Source organism: Ruegeria arenilitoris, assembly GCF_013030985.1.
Classification (GTDB): Bacteria; Pseudomonadota; Alphaproteobacteria; order Rhodobacterales; family Rhodobacteraceae; genus Ruegeria; species Ruegeria arenilitoris_B.
Genome location: NZ_WPYP01000003.1, coordinates 42366 through 61188, shown reverse-complemented (window position 1 = coordinate 61188; position 18823 = coordinate 42366). Strand labels below are relative to the sequence as shown.

The following is an 18823-nucleotide window of genomic DNA, read 5'->3' as shown; positions in this document are numbered from 1 at the left end:
GCATTGCCCAACTTGGCCACGACCGTATTGGGGTTTTGCCGATTCCACAATAATGTATGGTATTTTTATTTTTACCATACATCAGTTTGGATTGCTGATGTCCGCGAAAAATGCTAAATGAACGAAGAAACTAATAATATCAGGTGAAACGCATGGCGAAACAGTCGTCTACGATAGGCGCAAGCACTTATCAGCGCATCAAGCGGGATATCATCTTCGGGGAGTTGCAGCCCGGCTCCAAACTGAAGTTGGACGCCTTGAAGGAACGCTATTCGGCAAGCCTTTCGACACTTCGTGAAACCCTGAACAGGCTTGCCAGCGACGGATTTGTCGAAGCTCCAGAACAAAGAGGCTTCCTGGTTACGCCGGTCTCCCGCGAAGACCTGACCGAGATATCAGAGTTGCGTGTCCTGCTGGAATGCCACGCGTTGGAAATGTCCATCGCGAACGGTGACACGGATTGGGAAGGGAACCTGGTTGCCGCGCATCATAAGCTGCACTTGATGGAGCAGCAGCTTCTCAAGGGCGACGAGTCCGAGAAAGAGACTTGGAAACGGTATGATTGGGAGTTCCACCAAGCGATGATCGCGGCCTGCAACTCCAAGAACCTTCTGTCTCTGCACTCGATCATCTACGACAAATACCTGCGGTATCAGATGCTCGTGCTAACCTATCGCGGCGAAGAGGCCGTCAAGGAGCACAAGGGCATGTTCGATGCCGCGTTGGCCAGAGACGCCGACACGGCCAAGAAACTGTTGGTAGATCACATCCGAAACGGCCTCGCCCACACGTTGGAGGCTATGTAGGCCATTCCCCCTTGCCGCAATTGCGACGACCTTCAATTTAGGGCAACTCAGCGAAGACCAATTTCGTTAGATCGAATTCGCAAGGCAGGATACCGCTACGACAATTGATCTTTCTGCTTACCCCTCGAAGGTCGCGGGACCCTTACTTTAAAGAGGTTTATTGTGTGGGGTTTGTGTCCAAGACGGACCTCCGCTACCAAATCCCCTCACTTTAGATTCTTGGTTCGAGACGAAAGCGCTTACGCGCCCCTTAACCTCGACGGGAATGGCCTCGTTTTCCACCGGGGGCACAATGACTTAAGAAACGAGGGACTTGGTGATGCCCAGCGCGTTGGCCTTTGGTATTTCAGCGGGATTACCCATTGAGGCCGCGAGACCCTGAATAGCGTGGATATATTGTTGTGGAATTGCGGGATCGAAAGAGGTCACGTCAATGCTCGCGTCCGATGCATGCAGTTCAATTTCCGCATTCCTCTTTAGCACGGCAGCGGCTTCCGGACAATTTGGCGTAGTTGCCCGCCCAGAAATTGGGGCCACGCGGTGATAGCGCGAGCCTGGTTAAACAGCATCCGCCACCTGCGGCCCCAACCGCGCCAGAACAGGCCGCCGAATTTTGGGCGCTCTCCGAGCGAAAGACTGCTCTGAGTTGGTTGCCGCATGCGAGAACCTCGGCTTGTCCTGACTGGGCTTGATCGGCCGCGCATTCGTATTGATTTGCGGCCTTAACCTGTCGTCGATCGGCGGAGTGGCCGCTGCAATGCGGTGTCCTCAAACCGGCCGGCTTGCTGCACCGCATTCTTGGCTGGCCGAAGCCTTCCCTGTGCAACCAGACTATCTGTCGCGAGGGTTTCAGAGATCAGCATCGGGTGAGCAGTTTTGTCCCGGTATCCGCATCAGAATTCACCATGGCTCAGTGCGGCGAGTGCGCTGTCGTTCAGGCACTTCTCGTTGGCTTTCCTGGTGGTGATCGTAGTACCGGACGCTGGTATCGTGATCGCCTCCGAATACATCCGGCACAACAAAGTTAAAGATACCATCTTCAAGACCGCCCTCTTTGCATCAATGGATGCGCATCGCCCGACCGCCAAGAAACGTGGAAATGCGCCGTTTCGGCGCGTGTTTTGCAGAATTTGTGATGCCACCTGCGAAACAGGGTGCAAAATTTTCGCGCGTCAATTATTGTAACCGGTACCTTTCGGGTTCGGTCACATTGACCTTGTCACACCCAGCATAGACAAAGCGAGCATCTTCATGGATGACAAAAAGATAAGGAACATGGAGGAGTTCGCGGCGGTCAGCGGCATTTCCCGTCCGACTCTGTCGAAATTCTTCAACGATCCGTCCAGCGTAAGGGCCTCGACCAGACAGCGCATCGAAACTGCGCTTGACCGCTACGATTACCGTCCCAACCTCTATGCAATCAATCAGAATCGCCGGTTGACCAAGAATATCGGCATCGTCGTTCCCTATCTGGCTGACCCCTTTTTTGCTGAAATTGCGCGCACCATCGAAGATCATATTTTGCGCACCGGGTTTCGTCCGGTCTTGCTGGGCTCCCACGGCAGCCCAGAGCTGGAAATCGAAAACCTCGAAAACCTGCGCCTGATCAAACCAGCCGGTGTTCTGCTGGCCCCCTTGGGACGGGCATCGGATCACGTGCGAATTGCCGCTTTCTGTCGTGAGGTTCCAACGGTTCTGTTTGACGCAAATATTGACGATGTGGGTGAAGCGTTCGTCGGCTCTGACAATGAGCAAAGCATTGGTCTCATGGTGGATTACCTGTGCAGAACAGGCGAACCACCTGCGTTCTTTGAGATGAAGGAGCCCACGAACCCAAATGCCCAAAAACGGCGTAATGCGTATCTCGCTGCCATGAAGCGGCTGAACCACACACCGCATTTGATCCAGGCCGCCGGTGAAGGCTGGGAGTTTGAAGAGATTGGTTTTCGGGAAGGAACTCGGGTGGTTCGCGACAGGAATCTTCCAACAAATACGATTCTTTGCAGCAATGACCGCCTTGCGATCGGTTTCCTGTCGGCCGCCTATGAGGCCGGGATACGGGTTGGCCTGGATGCAGACTGCACCATGCGTGTTGCCGGGCATGATGATCACCCGTTCTCACGTTACACATGCCCGACATTGACGACAGTCTCGCAGGACTACGAGGCCATCGCGAAGAAAAGCGCCGAGACTCTGATGAACCTTATTGAAAGAGAAAAACCGGCTGATTCGCGGGAGGAAACCCTCTTTGATGGTCGGCTGGTCATGCGAGGGTCCGCCTAAGCTACTGATTTTTCTAGCAGGCACTATAAACTTTACGCGCGTAAAAATTTAAATTGACGCCAGGACACATGCGCAGGTAATCTTGAAAGCGACATCTCAACAGGGAGGTAGAAGATGTTTGCCAAGTACACATTAGGTGCCGCAACGGCCCTTTCAATGATCTCAGCAGGCAGCGTTTCTGCCGAGACAATCACCATCGCCACCGTGAACAACGGCGACATGATCCGCATGCAGGGTCTGACAGACGACTTCACCGCCAAGACCGGCCATGAGGTCGAATGGGTGACGTTGGAGGAAAACGTGCTGCGCCAGCGTGTGACCACTGACATCACCACCAAGGGCGGACAGTTCGACATAATGACCATTGGGATGTACGAGACCCCGATCTGGGGCAAGAACGGCTGGCTGGTACCACTGGATGACCTGCCTGCCGAATATGACACCGATGATATCCTGCCGGCCATGCGCGGCGGCCTGAGCGTTGATGGTACGCTCTTTGCGGCGCCCTTCTATGGTGAAAGCTCGATGATCATGTACCGGACCGACCTGATGGAGAAGGCTGGTCTTGAAATGCCCGACGCCCCGACCTGGGAGTTCGTCGCCGAAGCAGCACGTGCCATGACCGACAAGGACAACGGGATCTATGGTATCTGCCTGCGCGGCAAGGCGGGCTGGGGCGAGAACATGGCCTTTTTGACCGCCACCGCCAACGCTTTTGGCGCCCGCTGGTTCGATGAGGACTGGAAAGCCCAGTTCGATCAGCCTGAGTGGAAAGAAACGCTGGACTTCTATGTGAACCTGATGACCGACGCCGGCCCTCCGGGTGCGTCCAACAACGGTTTCAACGAAAACCTTTCGCTATTCCAGCAGGGAAAATGCGGCATGTGGATCGATGCAACCGTAGCGGCATCCTTCGTGACCAACCCCGACGACTCGACGGTTGCGGACAAGGTCGGGTTTGCGCTGGCGCCGGATAACGGCAAGGGCAAGCGCGGCAACTGGCTCTGGGCCTGGGCGCTGGGTATTCCCGCCGGCACCCAGAAAACCGACGCCGCAAAGGAATTCATCCAGTGGGCCACATCCAAGGAATATATTGAGCTGGTAGCTGAGAAAGAAGGCTGGGCCAACGTTCCGCCGGGTGCGCGCACCTCGCTCTATGAAGATCCCAACTACAAGGACGTCCCCTTCGCACGGATGACACTGGAAAGCATTCTGTCGGCCGATCCGACCAATCCGACGGTGGACCCCGTTCCTTATGTCGGAATCCAGTTCGCAGCGATACCCGAATTTGCCGGCATCGCAGGTCAGGTTGGCCAGGAATTCGCGGCCGCACTGGCGGGTCAGCAAAGCGTCGATGAAGCGCTGGTCAAAGCCCAAGCACTGACCACCGACGAGATGGAAGCCGCAGGCTACTGATCTCCCACTCGGACACCCGGGGGCGGCCAAGCCGCCGCCCTCTGGCCCCAGCGATCCCCCACAGCGCATAATCGTCTAAGGCGGCATGCTTGCCGTCAACGGAGGAGGTACACCAAATGGCAACGCAACACTCCCAATCTGCAGACCGGCTGGCGATGGCCCCGCCCCCACCCAAGGCGGCAGATCAGCCAGCTGCGGCGGACCACGAGAGTGGCACGAAACACGCCCGGACCGCAGCCCGGCTGATGATGGCGCCGGCAGTGATCCTGCTTCTGGGTTGGATGCTCGTACCGCTGACGATGACGCTCTATTTCTCGTTCAAAAAATTCCTGCCGCTGCGTGGCGGAGACCTGGGCTGGGTCGGTTTTGACAACTACGTCCGCTTCGTGTCCTCAAGCGCCTTTTGGCCCAGCGTGCAGGCGACACTGGTTATCGTCGGCGGTGTCCTGGTGATCACCGTGGTGCTGGGTGTGCTGCTGGCGATCCTGCTCAATCAACCGATGTGGGGTCGGGGAATAGTCCGCATCCTGGTGATTGCGCCATTTTTCGTCATGCCCACTGTGTCGGCGCTGGTGTGGAAGAACATGTTCATGGACCCGGTGAATGGCTTGCTGGCCCACGTGTGGCGCGCCTTTGGCGCCGAGCCGTTGATCTGGCTGACCGAAGCCTCGACCCAATCGATCATTCTGATCGTCAGTTGGCAATGGCTGCCCTTTGCAACGCTGATCTTGCTGACAGCCATCCAGTCTCTGGACAGGGAACAACTGGAAGCCGCGGAAATGGACGGCGCGCCGCCGATGAAACGGTTTTCCTACATCACCCTGCCGCACCTGTCGCGCGCCATCACCGTGGTGGTGCTGATCCAGACCATTTTCTTACTTTCGATCTTCGCCGAAATCTTCGTCACCACCCAGGGCGCCTTCGGCACCAAGACACTGACCTATCTGATCTTCCAGCGCGTGCTGGAGAGCCAGAATATCGGGTTGGGCTCGGCCGGAGGGGTCTACGCCATCATCCTCGCCAACATCGTTGCCATCTTCCTGATGCGCATCGTCGGCAAGAACCTGGACGCGTAAGGAGGCCCCCATGGCACGTGCAACAACATCGCAACGCAAAGCCCTGAATACCGCCCTGGCCTGGGGCGTGGGCCTGCTGATCTTCTTTCCAATCCTCTGGACCATCCTGACCAGCTTCAAAACCGAAGCCCAGGCTATCAGCGATCCGCCGGTCTTCCTGTTCTTTGACTGGACGCTGGAGAACTATTCGGTGGTGCAGGAGCGTTCTGACTACGGTCGGTTCCTGTGGAATTCGATCATCATCGCCGGGGGCTCCACCATTCTGGGCATCATCATCGCCGTGCCCGCCGCCTGGTCGATGGCTTTCGTGCCCTCGAAACGAACCAAGGATATACTGTTGTGGATGCTGTCTACCAAGATGCTGCCGGCCGTCGGCGTTCTGTACCCGATCTACCTGCTGTTCATCAAACTGGGGCTGCTGGACACGAAAACCGGGCTGGTGATCGTGCTGATGCTGATCAATCTGCCGATCATCGTCTGGATGCTTTACACCTACTTCAAGGAGATCCCTGGCGAGATACTTGAAGCGGCCCGGATGGATGGCGCCACCTTGCGCGAAGAGGTGCTCTACATCCTCACACCGATGGCTATTCCCGGCATCGCCTCGACGCTTCTCTTGAACGTGATACTGGCCTGGAACGAAGCCTTCTGGACACTGAACCTGACCGCGGCCAAGGCGGCACCGCTCACCGCTTTCATCGCCAGTTATTCCAGCCCCGAGGGCTTGTTTTACGCCAAGCTGAGCGCGGCCTCCACCATGGCCATCGCACCAATCCTGATCCTTGGCTGGTTCAGTCAGAAACAACTTGTCAGCGGCCTGACCTTTGGCGCTGTGAAATAAGGAGACGAAATCATGGGACGTATTACTCTGGACAAGGTCTCCAAAAGCTTTGGCGACGTGCAAGTCATCCCGCCCCTGGACCTGACCATCGACGACGGTGAATTCACGGTTTTCGTTGGCCCTTCTGGATGCGGTAAGTCGACCCTACTGCGCCTGATCGCCGGGCTGGAAGACGTTACCTCCGGCCAGATTCGCATTGACAAGCAGGACGCCACTCACGTGCCGCCTGCCAAGCGGGGCCTCGCGATGGTGTTTCAGTCATACGCGCTCTATCCGCACATGTCGGTGAGAAAGAACATCGCCTTCCCGATGAAGATGGCCAAGGTCCCTGTTGAGGAACAAAACAATCGCATCGAAGCCGCCGCCAATGCCCTGAACCTCACCGACTACCTGGATCGCCGCCCTGGACAGCTATCCGGCGGCCAGCGCCAAAGAGTAGCGATCGGCCGCGCCATTGTACGAGAGCCTTCGGCCTTTCTTTTTGACGAACCGCTGTCGAACCTCGACGCGGCCCTGCGCGTGGGGATGCGGCTGGAAATTTCAGAACTGCATGAACGTCTGGAAACCACAATGATCTATGTGACCCACGATCAGGTCGAAGCCATGACCATGGCAGACAAGATCGTGGTGCTGCAAGCTGGTGTGATCGAACAGGTCGGCTCCCCTCTCGAACTCTACCACACGCCGCGCAACAAGTTCGTGGCCGGCTTCATCGGCTCGCCCAAGATGAATTTTATCGAAGGCAAGGAGGCCGCCAAACACGGTGTCCACACCATCGGCGTCCGCCCCGAACATATCGAGGTCTCCGGTGATGACGGCGACTGGTCGGGTGTGGTCAGCGTTTCGGAACATCTTGGATCTGACACGTTTTTCCACGTTCACGGCACCGGTCTGGCAGAAACCATCACAGTGCGCGCCGACGGCGAAGTCGGGTTTCGCCATGGCGACCGCATCTTCCTGACCCCGCGCGCCGATGTGATCCATAAGTTCGATGCCGAAGGGCTGAGGGTTTCGTGAAACGGCTGGCAGGCAAAATGGCGTTGATCACCGGCAGCGCCCGCGGGATAGGGCGTGCCTTCGCTGAGGCCTATGTCCGCGAAGGTGCCCGTGTGGCAATCGCTGATATTGACTTCGAAGGCGCGCGGTCAGCGGCTGAGGAACTGGGCGGCGGGTCGGTCGCCATCCGGCTGGATGTCACAGATCAGAACAGTATCGAACAGGCCGTTACCGAAACGGTCCTAAAGCTGGGCCGGATCGACATCCTGATCAACAACGCGGCTGTCTTCACTGCCGCTCCGGTGACAGAGATTGCTCGTGACGACTATGAGCGCACCTTTGCCGTCAATGTCGCCGGCACGCTGTTCACACTGCAAGCCGTGTCGAGGCACATGATCGAACGAAATGAGGGCGGCAAGATCATCAACATGGCGAGCCAGGCCGGGCGGCGCGGAGAACCGCTGGTTGCCGTCTACTGCGCCACCAAAGCCGCCGTCATCAGCCTGACTCAATCTGCCGGGCTCAACCTGATCCGGCATGGGATCAACGTGAACGCCATCTCGCCCGGTGTGGTCGAGGGCGAGCACTGGGACGGCGTCGATGCGCTCTTTGCGAAATATGAAGGCAAGGCGCCCGGCCAGAAGAAACAAGAGGCGGCGAAAGCGGTGCCCTATGGGCGCATGGGACGTGCACAGGACTTGACCGGCATGGCCGTTTTTCTGGCGTCTGACGAGGCCAGCTACGTCGTCGCCCAAACCTACAATGTGGATGGCGGGCAATGGATGAGCTGATGGAAAACCAGACAGCAAAACGAACTCCGACAAAGCTCAGCCAAGCCGCATTGGCTGAGTTGCACGAAGGCATCGCAGTCCCCGGATACGACCGAGCCGCGTTGATGCCCGGGATCATCCATATTGGGCTCGGCAATTTCCACCGCGCCCACCAGGCGTGGTACCTGCACCGGCTGATGCAGCAGGGCCTTGCACAGAACTGGGCCATCATCGGCGCTGGAGTGCGCCCATATGATGCCACGATGCGACAGAAACTACTGGCGCAAGATTGCCTGACCACCCTGATCGAATTGGCCCCTGACAGGGTCTCTACCGAGATCACCGGGTCAATGATAGGATACCTGCCTATCGAAGATGGAAACGGCCCGCTGATCCGCGCAATGTCCGATCCCTCGATCCGCATCGTGTCGCTGACCGTGACAGAGGGCGGCTATTTTGTGGACCCGGAAACCGGCGGGTTGGATGCGGGGCATCCCGACATCCAGCATGACGTAGTGGACCCGGCCCATCCACGTACCGTTTTCGGGGCAATTGTGGCCGCGCTGAAAACCAGGCGCGACACCGGAGCAGGCCCATTTACCGTTCAAAGCTGTGACAACCTTCGCGGCAACGGCAGAGCAACCCGGCAGGCGGTGGTCTCGCTTGCGCGTCTCACTGACAAGAAACTGGCTGATTGGATCGATCAGGCCTGCAGCTTCCCGAATTCCATGGTCGACTGCATCGTGCCCGCCACCGGCCCTGAAGAGATCGCCCTTGCCCGCAAGTTAGGCATAGATGATGCCGCACCAGTCACCCATGAAAACTACCGCCAATGGGTGATCGAGGACGACTTCTGCACGGGCCGCCCTGATTGGGATAAGGCCGGGGCAGTGTTTACACCCTCTGTGCATGACTATGAGGTTATGAAAATCCGCATTTTGAATGCGGGCCATCAAGTGCTTGCCAATGCTGGGGAGCTGCTGTCGGTTGAGACCATCGCCGATTGCATGGCGCATCCGCTGATTGCCGCGCTGTTCCGCAAGGTCCAACAGGAGGAGATCGCCCCCTACGTCGCAGCGGTACCGGGACTGAACCCACAAGACTATGCCGAACTGATCGAGCGACGGTTTTCCAACCCGGCCATCCGCGATACAGTCCGGCGGGTTGCCTTTGACGGCTCCTCCCGGCACCCGGGGTTTATTCATCCTATTCTGCGTGACGCGCTGGCGGCAGGCGGCCCGATCGCAGGCCTGAGCCTGGTCGAGGCGCTTTGGGCGCGCATGTGTGCAGGCACGCGGGAAGACAGCACTGGGATTGAGGCCAACGACCCCAATTGGGGGGGGCTGGCAGAGGCTGCCCAGGCCGCAAGGCTGCGCCCGCAAGCTTGGCTCGAACAACACACTATCTACGGCGGTCTGGCCGACAGCCATTCGTTCGCCGTGGAATTTTCTCGTTGGCTCAGCCTGATCTGGTCGGAGGGATGCGAAGCTGCTTTGCGCGCCTATACCGGGCAGGAGCAGACCAAGGGTGACTTGGAAACATGATCCTATGCTGCGGAGAAGCCCTGATCGACATGATCCCCGCGCCAATTGTGTACGGACCGGACGGGTTTGTGCCTCATCCCGGCGGAGCCGTGTTCAATACTGCAATTGCGCTGGGGCGGCTTGGGGTGAGGGCGGGCATGCTGACCGACATGTTCACCGACATGTTCGGGCGGCAACTGGCCGTGCCGCTAAAGGCCTGCATGCCGACACATCCCACGTGATCCAGTCCAGCCGCTCCACGACGCTGGCCTTTATGCGCCTTGTGGACGGTCATGCCACCTATTGCTTCTTCGACGAGAACTCAGCCGGGCTCATGCCGGCGCCTAGTGACATGCCCCAGGTTCATCAAGGACATCTCCAGGTACCGCGCCCGCCTGAACCGCATGGTGGCACAAGCAGATATCGCGAAAGTTTTCGACGAAGACTTGAATTGGCTTCTCCCTGATCCCTTATCCCTACGCGAGAAAACTTCTGCCTTTCTTGAAATTGGACCAGTCAGATGAGGCTGCTCAGGCCGCTTGCTGCCAACGATGGGGATTGGAGCACCTGCGAGACCTGACCGCAGCCGCTTTATTCGACCAGAAAATCGATCATAGCACGGATCTTTGCGGGTAGGTTGTCGCGGCTGGCATAGATCACGTTGATCCCGATCGAGGGCGGGCGGGAATTGGGTAAAATCGTCTCCAATGTCCCGGCATCCAGTTCAGCCTGACAAAGCTCTGGCAGACGAGTAATTCCGCAACCCGCAAGGGCAAGCATGGGCTTCGCTGCGCCTTCAACAACCACCAAACGCGGCACGACGATATCGACGGCTTCTTGCATGATGTCGTGCGTGTGGGCGAGGAGATTGCCACGGAACAGGACCGTTAGGGTATTCCGCGGCCTCCGGTACACACGGACGGACTGCAACAACCTTGTTTTGCCTTTGCAATTCCTTTCAACTGCTAGAAGGTCAGGCAATCTTAATTCGGTGTTTCACTGACCTGCATGCCTCACCAACGGGAGAGCGCATAAATGAACCGATCCAATGGTCACGGTGCGTCAAAGCCGGATAGCGCGAAATGGGCGCTGCGCTGAATTGCGATGCTTGCACCTTGGTGTCGCGCGGCCACGTTGAAACCCCAACCCGGTTTTACGCATCACCGATCAGGGCAAACTGATTTACGCCAACAAGGCCAGCGCTCCATTGATCAAAGCGTTGCAGCTGAGGGTCGGCGACCGGTTGGAAACAGGGTGCGAAGGATATCGCCGAAGTTGCCAACAAGACCAAAAGCACATTCCTTGCCAATATGAGTCACGAACTTCGAACGCCGTTGAATGCGATCATCGGTTACAGTGAGCTGATGCCGGAGGAAGCCATCGATCAGATTGACGAAGCAAACCTTGGTAACCTGACAAAAATTCAATCCGCCGGTAAACACCTGTTTGCTCTGATCAACGACGTTCTGGACCTGTCCAAGATCGAAGCGGCAAGATGGAGTTCGATCTGGAGCCTTTTGATGTTTTCCAGATGATCAAGGACGTCAGCACCATGGTGCAACCGCTGGCCGAGAAAAACAGGAACAGGCTTGAGGTTGCCTGCCCCGGGGATGTCGGCGAAATGGTCTGCGACCTGACCAAGGTGCGTCGGGCACGGCTCAACCTGTTGTCAACTGCCTGTAAATTCACTGAAAACGGAAGAATCACGCTGTCGGTTCGCCGGTCGGCTGAGAAAGATCAGCTGGAGTTTGCAGTCGCCGATCAGGGCATCGGTATGTCTCCGGAACAAGTCGACAGGGTCTTTGACGCCTTCACCCAGGTGGATTCCTCCGCACCCGCAATTATAGTGGAACCGGCTTAGGGCTGTCGATCACCAAGGTCTTCTGCGAGCAACTGGGCGGCGACATACAACGCGCCAGCTCTCTCGGAGAAGGTTCGAGCGTCACCCCCGACTTCCGAGTATCTGCCACGACCCGGCCATTGCTCCGCTTCGCGACGTGGCGCTTTCCAGCGACCATCCGCAAGACGATCCAAGTGTTCCTCTGGTTCTTATGGTCGACGACGACCCCACGGTGCATGACCTATTGGAGCGGCGGCTGCGCAAGGATAGGTGTCGGGTTCTTTCCTCGACCAAGGGTGAAGACGCGATGCTGCTGGCCCGAGAGGCCAAGCCGGACACCATTACGCTAGATGTGTTCATGCCAAAGTTTGATGGCTGGGCCGTGTTGTCCCAACTGAAAGAATATCCGGAACTGGCCGACATACCGTTCATCATGCTGACAATCGCAGAGGACAACACCAAGGGCTTTTCCTTGGGTGCCAGCGAGTATCTGGGCAAACCCTTCGACACGCTCGAACTTCTGAACGCTCTGAAAGAGCATTGCCCGATCCGACCATCCCCCCGGGCACTGATCGTGAAAGACAAGGCCGCAACGCGTGAATTGATCGGTCGCGCCCTCGGCAAGGAAGGCTGACAGGTCGAACAGGCCGTCAACGGACTGAACTCCCTTCAACAACTTGCCAAATCCGTACCAGACGTCGTTCTGCTGGATCTCATGATGCCCGAGATGGACGGGTTTGAGTTTCTGGCGGGGACGAGGTCGAAGCTCTCCTCGGACAGTTGAAGAAACTCCTGGCGGCTTCCCGGCTCGCAACTACAAGGGAAACATACGTTGTGAACGGTGGCCGCGAAAGCCAAGCGCAGCACGCAAAGGCAGTGTGCCTTGCGAATTTGCGCCAAAACCTGATCTACCGGTCAGCGCATTCGTGGGCTTCAGCGAAATGCTTCAAAGCGAAGCCGGGCGCTTGACGATGGTCGAAGCTGCTTCGGATCTGAACCGAATTTCCCAAGCAACGACTGAGCTGAACATTCTGGCCGACCGGCTTTTGCACCCTGAGATGGCCTTGAAACTAACGGTCATCGGTGACGAGGGCTAAAACGGCTGTGCCAGGATCTGCGAACCCCGATGAATGCGATCAAGGGCTACAGCGAGATGCTGCTGGAGAATCTGGATGACCTGAACGCCAGGCATCTGGAGGCGGACTTGCTTGGACTTCTCGGACACCCCGACGCCCTGCTGAAACAAATCGTGACGCGTTTATGGTCACCGCCGGTGTGCAGGATAACCGCAAAGACCATGCCGAAGTGATCATCGAGATGGCCCTTCGGAAGCTCTCGCGGGTAAAAGCGCTGAACGGCGAAGCGGATTTCCCGATGCACATCAGGATGGGCGTGCACAGTGGACCCGTGGTTGCTGGAATAATCGGGTCGCACCGTTTTCTATACGATGTCTAGGGAGACACGGTTAATCTTGCCAGCCGCCTTGAAACACCCTGCGCGCCGGGCCGGATACAGATTTCAGAGGCCACCGCCAGACGGATCGAGCATCTTTTCGATGTGTCTGACCCCATCGACACAAGAATTATAGGCAAGGGTCAGGTCAGAACCTACCATGTCATCCAACGCAAAAATTCTGCGGGTTGAGCGATTTTGCGTCGGGATGCAGGTCGTAATTTTTCCTTCTTTTCCAACAGACGGTCAAACTCAACCGGCTTGGTATCGAAGTCATCGCAACCGGCCTCCAACCCACCTTTCGCAACAACGACAAGGTATCCTTTGCGCGCCAATCTGCGCGATGGCATCTCGCGGTTCATTTCTTTGTCTTCAACCAACAGAGCTTTCGTCAAGATCCCCCTTGCGGCTTTGCGCCGTTTGCCTAAAAGGGCAGGTTCGGCATGGATCGCGTGACCTCGTGCATCTGCACCTCGCCGGACCGGTCAACCTTTACGACCAGTTTTTGGGCGTTCGGAAATCGCTCGAAATAGGCGAACCCGATGGCCTCTATCACGTCGATCGTCTGGCATTGAATCTGGTAGTCGGCCTGAAATTCAGAGTGCGGGTCCTGATCTGATGCCGGGGCGGCATCTGCCTCGGGGCCAAGCCCTTCTGCCGGCAGTGTAACATTGGCAGTGGCCGTGAAGCACGCCGCGTCTTCAGGCAGGACAAACAGTTCCAGCGGCTTGGACAGAACGGAAATCGCTCCGGCGACCAGGGTCCGGTCCTCATCGGTTTGCGCCGGGCGCTCAAACCCGACGATATCCGCAGCAGGCACCGCAAGCGACAAGGACAACTCGGCCCCCGAAACCGCTATATCCAAATGACCCGTGCCATGTTCATGCTCAATCCCGGCATGTGTCTGCGACAGGGCAACCGCAGGGATCAGAGTCAGGGCGAGAGCTGCGCTTCTCATAAACAGGCACCACCTACCAAGGAATCACGGGTTTTATCTTAATATGTTTCAAAAGCGGCGCAATCTCGGCCCGGGCCATGCCACCCCGCCAAATATGGGGAGAGCAAAGATCAGCTAACCCGATAATAAAACTCAGGTTGACATAGGCGACTAAATAACTCAGGTATGCGCCCATATGCGTCGCACTGGCGGCGCTTGTGAATTTATATCTGACAGGAAAGTGTCACCCTTATGACCCGATTTTTCGCAGCCACCAGCGTCCTGACCCTTGGCATCGCATCCGCAGCCGTTGCCGCCGACGCCCCGTCGAAGGCTGATGTTCTGACCACCTATGCGAATATTGCCGAAGCCAAATACGATGACAGCCTGATCGCGGCCAAAGCCCTGCAAGAGGCCGTGAACGCCCTGATCGCCGAGCCGTCCGACGCCACTCTGAACGCAGCTCGGGCCGCTTGGGTGGCCGCACGCGTGCCCTATCAGCAGACCGAGGTCTATCGTTTCGGCAACGCCATCGTTGACGATTGGGAAGGCAAAGTGAACGCATGGCCGCTGGATGAAGGCCTGATCGACTATGTCGACGCGGCATATGGCGGCCCGAGCGATGAAAACGAATTCGCCGCGCTGAACGTGATCGCCAACCCCAGCTTCGAACTGTCGGGTGCGACCATCGATGCCAGCGAAATCACCCCCGAGCTGCTGGCCGAAACTCTGCACGAAGCCGACGGGATCGAGGCGAATGTCGCCACCGGCTACCACGCCATCGAATTCCTGCTTTGGGGTCAGGACATGAACGGCCACGGCGCGGGCGCAGGAAACCGTCCCTTTACCGACTATGCCCAGGGTGACGACTGTACCGGCGGCAATTGCGACCGCCGTGCTCAGTACCTGAGCGCCGCAACCGAGCTGCTGGTCAGCGATCTGGAATGGATGGCGGCGCAATGGGCCGAAGGTGGCGAGGCGCGCGCCGCACTGTCCGCGGATGAAACCGCAGGCGTCAGCGCCATCCTGACCGGCATGGGCTCGCTGTCCTATGGTGAGCAGGCAGGTGAGCGGATGCGTCTGGGCCTGATGCTGAACGACCCCGAGGAAGAACATGATTGCTTCTCGGACAACACCCACAACAGCCACTACTATGATGGGCTAGGTATTCAGAACGTCTATCTGGGCAGCTACACCCGTATCGATGGCACCCCTGTCAGTGGCGCGTCGCTGTCGGATCTGGTGATCGCCTCTGATCCTTCGCTGGATGCTGAAATGAAGGTCAAGCTGGCCAACACCATGCAGGCGCTGGGTCGTCTGAAATCGACCGCCGAAGCCGGTTTCGCCTATGACCAGATGCTGGAACGCGGCAATGAAGGTGGAGAGTTGCTGATCATGGGCGGCGTCGACGGTCTGGTTGATCAGACCAAAACCATCGAGCGGATCGTGACCACTCTGGGGCTGGACCAGATCAGCTTCGAAGGCTCGGACAGCCTGGACAACCCCGACGCGGTCTTCCAGTAAACTTTGGGGCCGGAAGCGTGAAGGGCTTCATGCTTCCGGCCACGCAAGTTTGTGGCTGGACAAAGAGACAATACCTTACTAATTAAGTAGGAAATCTACCGAGATTAGAATCGCCATGATCGTCTGTCACTGCACCAACATAACTGACCACGATATTCGCGCCGCAATCGACTGGATGCGTACATCGGACGCGCAGGCAATTATCACCCCCGGAAAGGTCTATCACGCCCTTGGGAAATCCGCGGACTGCGGCGGCTGCATGCCACTTTTCCTAGACATGATGCGTTCCAACGATAATCTGGAAGTTCCCATGCAGCTCCGTGCGCTACGCACCAGAGCATCACAGGAGAGTGAAGATGAAGGGCGATCCCAAAGTCATAGAATACCTCAACAAATCTCTGCGGCATGAACTTACGGCGGTCAGCCAGTATTGGCTACACTACCGCCTGCAGGAAGACTGGGGCCTTGGCCACATGGCCAAGAAAAGCCGCGAAGAAAGCATCGAAGAGATGGGCCATGCAGACAAGCTGATCGAGCGGATCATCTTTCTGGAAGGTCACCCCAATCTGCAAAAGCTCGACCCCCTGAGAATTGGCCAGAACCCCAAGGAAACCCTGGAATGCGATCTGGCTGCCGAAAATGACGCGCGGACCCTGTATGTCGAAGCGCGCGAATACTGCCGTGAGGCCGGTGACTATGCGTCGATGTCCCTGTTCGAGGAATTAATCCGCGACGAAGAAGGACATATCGACTTCCTCGAAACGCAGCTTGATCTGTATGAAAGGATTGGCGAAGCCAATTATGCGCAACTCAACGCATCGAAAATGGACGAAGGCGAGTAACCTTGCCGTCGTGACGGTGGCCGCCCTTGCGGCCACCCAGCCCCTCGCAGCCGAGCTGCAGGATCTTCACCTTAACTTCAAACCCAGAACCGAGGACGAGCGCACCCGGATCGCCAACGTCATCGTTGCGCCCGAGGATTTCAGCGCCCCGCAACGGTTCGAGGATCTGTCCGCCGGGGCCGCCACCGTCCGCGCCCGCACCGACGCCGATGCGTTCTCGCAACCCTCCGGCAACCTGAGCTTTGAGCAGGAGCTGGACTTCCGGGTCGGCAATGGGTTGTTCAAGAAAATCTGGGTGTCTTCGCCGGCGTCCACATTGGCCTCGGACGGGCTGGGGCCGCTGTACAACGCGCGCTCGTGCCAGCGCTGCCACATCAAGGACGGGCGCGGCCATACGCCTGCCGGGCCGGGCGACAATGCGACCTCGATGTTCCTGCGCGTTTCGATCCCCGGCGGTGACAGCTTCGAGGAAATCGAGGACTATATCGCCACCCAGCCCGACCCGAATTATGGCGGCCAGATGCAGGATTTGGCTCTGCCCGGCCATCCGGCCGAATACCGGCTGGACATTACATATGAATATGCGCCCGTAACCCTGTCCGATGGTGAAACCGTCACCCTGCGCAAGCCGACCTATCAGGCGGCGGATCTGGGATACGGCCCGCTGCACCCCCAAGCCATGCTCAGCCCTCGTGTGGCGCCTCAGATGATCGGCCTAGGCTTGCTCGAGGCGATCCCGGTCGAGGACCTGCTGGCCAATGCCGATCCCGATGACGCGGACGGGGATGGTATTTCCGGACGCCCGAACATTGTCTGGTCGAAGGAATTCGGTGCGCCGATGATGGGCCGGTTTGGCCTCAAAGCCGGGATGCCGACGATCATGGAGCAATCGTCCGCAGCCTTTGCAGGCGATATCGGCATTTCCAGCCCGCTCTACCCTGCGGGTCACGGTGACTGCACCGACGCGCAGGTGGATTGCGTGAGCGCCCCGCATGGCGACGGCGACGACCGCGTGTTTGAAATCGACCAGATCGGCATGGATCTGGTGGCCTTCTACAGCCGCAATCTGGGCGTTCCGGCACGTCGGGATGTAGACGATCCGCAAGTATTGCGCGGTAAGCAGGTGTTTTATGACACCGGCTGCGCCTCTTGCCACACACCCGCCTTCGTCACCCATCGCATGGATGACCGCCCCGAGCACAGTTTTCAGCTGATCTGGCCCTATTCCGACCTGCTGCTGCATGACATGGGCGAGGACCTGGCCGACAACCGCCCCGAGGCCCGCGCCACCGGACGCGAGTGGCGCACGCCGCCGCTGTGGGGGATTGGGCTGACCCGGCAGGTCTCGGGCCATACCCAGTTCCTGCATGACGGCCGCGCACACTCCTTGCTTGAGGCCATCCTGTGGCACGGGGGCGAGGCTCAGGTCGCCCGCGATACGGTTGTGGCGATGCCCAAGCCCGACCGCGATGCCCTGATCCGTTTCCTCGAAAGCCTCTGACCCATGCGTTTCCTTGCTTTTGCCCTGGCCTTGACGCTGCCCTTCCCTGCGCTGGCACAAGATCGCGGTCCGATCCTGACCGCGACGGTCGATGAGCATATCCTGCCCGGCTTCGCCGCGCTTTCCAATGCGAGCGGCGCGCTGGCGCAAGCCGCCCAGTCCGATTGCACCGCAACATCGCCCGATCTGCGCGCGGCCTATCACGCGGCCTTTGATGGCTGGATTTCGGTCAGCCATCTGCGGTTTGGCCCCTCGGAAACCGGCGACCGGGCCTTTGCGCTGGCCTTCTGGCCGGATACCAAAGGCTTCACGCCCAAGGCCCTGTCCGGTCTGATTACCGCCGAAGATGACGCCATCAAAACCCCTCAGGCCTTTGCCGAAACCTCGATCGCCGGACGCGGGTTCTTTGCGCTGGAACAGATGCTTTATGACACGCGCTTTGCAGATCAGGGCAGCAACACCTATCGTTGCGACCTGATACGGGCGATCGCCACTGATATCGATCTGAACACCCGCGCGATGGATGAGGATTGGGCAAACTTCGCAAACGCTCTTACGCAACCGGGCGAGAACAGCCCCTACCGGTCCGGCAATGAGGCGATGCAAGAGCTGTACAAGGCGCTTGTCACCGGTCTTGAGTTCACTGGCGACACCCGCCTTGGCCGCCCGATGGGCAATTTCGACCGACCGCGCCCCAACCGCGCCGAGGCACGCCGCTCTGAACGATCCCTGCGTCATGTGGAACTGTCCCTGATCGCACTGCGCGACCTGGCGGCGCATCTGTCGGCGGATCACCCTGAAATCGCGGCCGATCTGGATGGCGCGTTCGACAAGGCCATCACCCGCGCGCAGGCGTTGGATGATCCGGCCCTTGCAGGCGTGGCCGATCCGCAGGGTCGGTTCCGGATCGAGGCACTGCAGCAGTCGATCAACGACATTCGCGCTATCGCCTCAACCGAGCTTGGCCCGACATTGGGCATCAGCGCCGGATTCAACTCATTGGACGGGGACTGACC

Annotated in this window: 23 protein-coding genes and 2 pseudogenes; 22 read left to right on the top strand and 3 right to left on the bottom strand. The window is 58.3% G+C overall.

What is annotated here, in order from left to right; all coding sequences use genetic code 11:
• The first annotated feature begins 152 nt into the window (after positions 1-152).
• The 10 genes from GOX88_RS08185 to GOX88_RS23850 all read left to right on the top strand — a co-directional run bounded on the left by GOX88_RS08185 (position 153) and on the right by GOX88_RS23850 (position 9953).
• On the top strand, positions 153-806 hold the full coding sequence (locus tag GOX88_RS08185; protein ID WP_170400690.1) for a GntR family transcriptional regulator: 654 nt from the start codon (positions 153-155) through the stop codon (positions 804-806).
• Between the two features lie 876 nt (positions 807-1682).
• Positions 1683-1991 carry a hypothetical protein gene (locus GOX88_RS08180; RefSeq protein ID WP_170400689.1) on the top strand — a complete coding sequence of 103 codons (309 nt, stop codon included), beginning with the start codon at positions 1683-1685 and terminating at the stop codon, positions 1989-1991.
• Between the two features lie 66 nt (positions 1992-2057).
• The gene (locus GOX88_RS08175) at positions 2058-3089 is read left to right on the top strand and encodes a LacI family DNA-binding transcriptional regulator (protein WP_170400688.1); all 1032 of its coding nucleotides are present in this window, start codon (positions 2058-2060) and stop codon (positions 3087-3089) included.
• A 114-nt stretch (positions 3090-3203) separates the two neighbouring features.
• Positions 3204-4505 carry an ABC transporter substrate-binding protein gene (locus GOX88_RS08170; RefSeq protein WP_170400687.1) on the top strand — a complete coding sequence of 434 codons (1302 nt, stop codon included), beginning with the start codon at positions 3204-3206 and terminating at the stop codon, positions 4503-4505.
• A gap of 245 nt (positions 4506-4750) precedes the next feature.
• Positions 4751-5581 carry a carbohydrate ABC transporter permease gene (locus GOX88_RS08165; RefSeq protein WP_170400952.1) on the top strand — a complete coding sequence of 277 codons (831 nt, stop codon included), beginning with the start codon at positions 4751-4753 and terminating at the stop codon, positions 5579-5581.
• Positions 5582-5591: 10 nt separating this feature from the next.
• Positions 5592-6422 (top strand): carbohydrate ABC transporter permease, encoded by an 831-nt coding sequence (locus GOX88_RS08160; protein WP_170400686.1) that lies wholly within the window; start codon positions 5592-5594, stop codon positions 6420-6422.
• A gap of 12 nt (positions 6423-6434) precedes the next feature.
• Positions 6435-7439: an ABC transporter ATP-binding protein gene (locus tag GOX88_RS08155; RefSeq protein ID WP_170400685.1), complete on the top strand. Its 1005-nt coding sequence runs from the start codon at positions 6435-6437 to the stop codon at positions 7437-7439.
• Positions 7436-8209: an L-iditol 2-dehydrogenase gene (locus tag GOX88_RS08150; RefSeq protein WP_170400684.1), complete on the top strand. Its 774-nt coding sequence runs from the start codon at positions 7436-7438 to the stop codon at positions 8207-8209. The genes GOX88_RS08155 and GOX88_RS08150 overlap by 4 nt, the downstream gene beginning before the upstream one ends.
• Complete coding sequence (locus GOX88_RS08145) at positions 8197-9732, top strand: mannitol dehydrogenase family protein (RefSeq protein WP_170400683.1); 1536 nt, start codon at positions 8197-8199, stop codon at positions 9730-9732. The genes GOX88_RS08150 and GOX88_RS08145 overlap by 13 nt, the downstream gene beginning before the upstream one ends.
• The gene (locus GOX88_RS23850) at positions 9729-9953 is read left to right on the top strand and encodes a hypothetical protein (protein WP_170400682.1); all 225 of its coding nucleotides are present in this window, start codon (positions 9729-9731) and stop codon (positions 9951-9953) included. The genes GOX88_RS08145 and GOX88_RS23850 overlap by 4 nt, the downstream gene beginning before the upstream one ends.
• Positions 9954-10302: 349 nt before the next feature.
• On the opposite strand, the gene GOX88_RS08135 is transcribed toward GOX88_RS23850, so the two are convergent.
• Positions 10303-10554, bottom strand: coding sequence for a LysR substrate-binding domain-containing protein (locus GOX88_RS08135; RefSeq protein ID WP_170400681.1), 252 nt, complete (start codon positions 10552-10554; stop codon positions 10303-10305).
• A gap of 422 nt (positions 10555-10976) precedes the next feature.
• On the opposite strand from GOX88_RS08135, the gene GOX88_RS08130 reads away from it, so the two are divergent.
• From GOX88_RS08130 to GOX88_RS23730, 7 genes and pseudogenes are all read left to right on the top strand, one after another.
• The gene (locus GOX88_RS08130) at positions 10977-11246 is read left to right on the top strand and encodes a sensor histidine kinase (protein WP_367648066.1); all 270 of its coding nucleotides are present in this window, start codon (positions 10977-10979) and stop codon (positions 11244-11246) included.
• A complete protein-coding gene (locus tag GOX88_RS08125; protein ID WP_170400679.1) occupies positions 11207-11572 on the top strand; it encodes a sensor histidine kinase in 366 nt (121 codons plus the stop codon). Before GOX88_RS08130 ends, GOX88_RS08125 begins: the two co-directional genes overlap by 40 nt.
• A 136-nt stretch (positions 11573-11708) precedes the next feature.
• Positions 11709-12185 carry a response regulator gene (locus GOX88_RS08115; protein ID WP_170400678.1) on the top strand — a complete coding sequence of 159 codons (477 nt, stop codon included), beginning with the start codon at positions 11709-11711 and terminating at the stop codon, positions 12183-12185.
• A 15-nt stretch (positions 12186-12200) separates the two neighbouring features.
• Positions 12201-12335 (top strand): annotated as a pseudogene (locus GOX88_RS23735) (response regulator); the annotation flags it as partial.
• A gap of 157 nt (positions 12336-12492) precedes the next feature.
• Positions 12493-12648 (top strand): hypothetical protein, encoded by a 156-nt coding sequence (locus tag GOX88_RS08105; protein WP_170431837.1) that lies wholly within the window; start codon positions 12493-12495, stop codon positions 12646-12648.
• A gap of 5 nt (positions 12649-12653) precedes the next feature.
• A complete protein-coding gene (locus tag GOX88_RS08100) occupies positions 12654-12860 on the top strand; it encodes a histidine kinase dimerization/phospho-acceptor domain-containing protein (protein ID WP_367648065.1) in 207 nt (68 codons plus the stop codon).
• Positions 12812-13195: pseudogene (locus GOX88_RS23730) on the top strand (adenylate/guanylate cyclase domain-containing protein). Before GOX88_RS08100 ends, GOX88_RS23730 begins: the two are co-directional and overlap by 49 nt.
• On the opposite strand, the gene GOX88_RS08090 reads toward GOX88_RS23730, so the two are convergent.
• Entirely contained in the window at positions 13159-13398 is a 240-nt protein-coding gene (locus GOX88_RS08090; RefSeq protein ID WP_217354195.1) for a hypothetical protein, read from the bottom strand. The pseudogene GOX88_RS23730 and the gene GOX88_RS08090 sit on opposite strands and share 37 nt — an antisense overlap.
• 29 nt (positions 13399-13427) lie before the next feature.
• Entirely contained in the window at positions 13428-13961 is a 534-nt protein-coding gene (locus GOX88_RS08085) for a ZrgA family zinc uptake protein (RefSeq protein WP_170400675.1), read from the bottom strand.
• 231 nt (positions 13962-14192) lie between these two features.
• Here GOX88_RS08085 and GOX88_RS08080 point away from each other — a divergent pair, with 231 nt between their 5' ends.
• The 5 genes from GOX88_RS08080 (at position 14193) to GOX88_RS08060 (ending at position 18821) form a co-directional block, all read left to right on the top strand.
• On the top strand, positions 14193-15464 hold the full coding sequence (locus tag GOX88_RS08080; RefSeq protein ID WP_170400674.1) for an imelysin family protein: 1272 nt from the start codon (positions 14193-14195) through the stop codon (positions 15462-15464).
• A 115-nt stretch (positions 15465-15579) separates the two neighbouring features.
• A complete protein-coding gene (locus GOX88_RS08075) occupies positions 15580-15873 on the top strand; it encodes a (2Fe-2S)-binding protein (protein WP_170400673.1) in 294 nt (97 codons plus the stop codon).
• Positions 15821-16306 carry a bacterioferritin gene (gene bfr, locus GOX88_RS08070; RefSeq protein ID WP_170328569.1) on the top strand — a complete coding sequence of 162 codons (486 nt, stop codon included), beginning with the start codon at positions 15821-15823 and terminating at the stop codon, positions 16304-16306. The genes GOX88_RS08075 and bfr overlap by 53 nt, the downstream gene beginning before the upstream one ends.
• Positions 16266-17807, top strand: coding sequence for a di-heme oxidoreductase family protein (locus GOX88_RS08065; RefSeq protein ID WP_170400672.1), 1542 nt, complete (start codon positions 16266-16268; stop codon positions 17805-17807). The genes bfr and GOX88_RS08065 overlap by 41 nt, the downstream gene beginning before the upstream one ends.
• A 3-nt stretch (positions 17808-17810) precedes the next feature.
• Positions 17811-18821: an imelysin family protein gene (locus GOX88_RS08060; protein WP_170400671.1), complete on the top strand. Its 1011-nt coding sequence runs from the start codon at positions 17811-17813 to the stop codon at positions 18819-18821.
• The last annotated feature ends 2 nt before the right edge of the window (positions 18822-18823 follow it).

Excerpts from the sequence above, each read along its gene's own strand:
- GOX88_RS08185 (WP_170400690.1), top strand. The coding sequence starts at position 153 with ATGGCGAAACAGTCGTCTACGATAGGCGCAAGCACTTATCAGCGCATC.
- GOX88_RS08175 (WP_170400688.1), top strand. The coding sequence starts at position 2,058 with ATGGATGACAAAAAGATAAGGAACATGGAGGAGTTCGCGGCGGTCAGC.
- GOX88_RS08170 (WP_170400687.1), top strand. The coding sequence starts at position 3,204 with ATGTTTGCCAAGTACACATTAGGTGCCGCAACGGCCCTTTCAATGATC.
- GOX88_RS08165 (WP_170400952.1), top strand. The coding sequence starts at position 4,751 with ATGATGGCGCCGGCAGTGATCCTGCTTCTGGGTTGGATGCTCGTACCG.
- GOX88_RS08160 (WP_170400686.1), top strand. The coding sequence starts at position 5,592 with ATGGCACGTGCAACAACATCGCAACGCAAAGCCCTGAATACCGCCCTG.
- GOX88_RS08155 (WP_170400685.1), top strand. The coding sequence starts at position 6,435 with ATGGGACGTATTACTCTGGACAAGGTCTCCAAAAGCTTTGGCGACGTG.
- GOX88_RS08145 (WP_170400683.1), top strand. The coding sequence starts at position 8,197 with ATGGATGAGCTGATGGAAAACCAGACAGCAAAACGAACTCCGACAAAG.
- GOX88_RS23850 (WP_170400682.1), top strand. The coding sequence starts at position 9,729 with ATGATCCTATGCTGCGGAGAAGCCCTGATCGACATGATCCCCGCGCCA.
- GOX88_RS08135 (WP_170400681.1), bottom strand. The coding sequence starts at position 10,554 with ATGCAAGAAGCCGTCGATATCGTCGTGCCGCGTTTGGTGGTTGTTGAA.
- GOX88_RS08125 (WP_170400679.1), top strand. The coding sequence starts at position 11,207 with ATGGAGTTCGATCTGGAGCCTTTTGATGTTTTCCAGATGATCAAGGAC.
- GOX88_RS08105 (WP_170431837.1), top strand. The coding sequence starts at position 12,493 with ATGCTTCAAAGCGAAGCCGGGCGCTTGACGATGGTCGAAGCTGCTTCG.
- GOX88_RS08085 (WP_170400675.1), bottom strand. The coding sequence starts at position 13,961 with ATGAGAAGCGCAGCTCTCGCCCTGACTCTGATCCCTGCGGTTGCCCTG.
- GOX88_RS08080 (WP_170400674.1), top strand. The coding sequence starts at position 14,193 with ATGACCCGATTTTTCGCAGCCACCAGCGTCCTGACCCTTGGCATCGCA.
- GOX88_RS08075 (WP_170400673.1), top strand. The coding sequence starts at position 15,580 with ATGATCGTCTGTCACTGCACCAACATAACTGACCACGATATTCGCGCC.
- bfr (WP_170328569.1), top strand. The coding sequence starts at position 15,821 with ATGAAGGGCGATCCCAAAGTCATAGAATACCTCAACAAATCTCTGCGG.
- GOX88_RS08065 (WP_170400672.1), top strand. The coding sequence starts at position 16,266 with ATGCGCAACTCAACGCATCGAAAATGGACGAAGGCGAGTAACCTTGCC.
- GOX88_RS08060 (WP_170400671.1), top strand. The coding sequence starts at position 17,811 with ATGCGTTTCCTTGCTTTTGCCCTGGCCTTGACGCTGCCCTTCCCTGCG.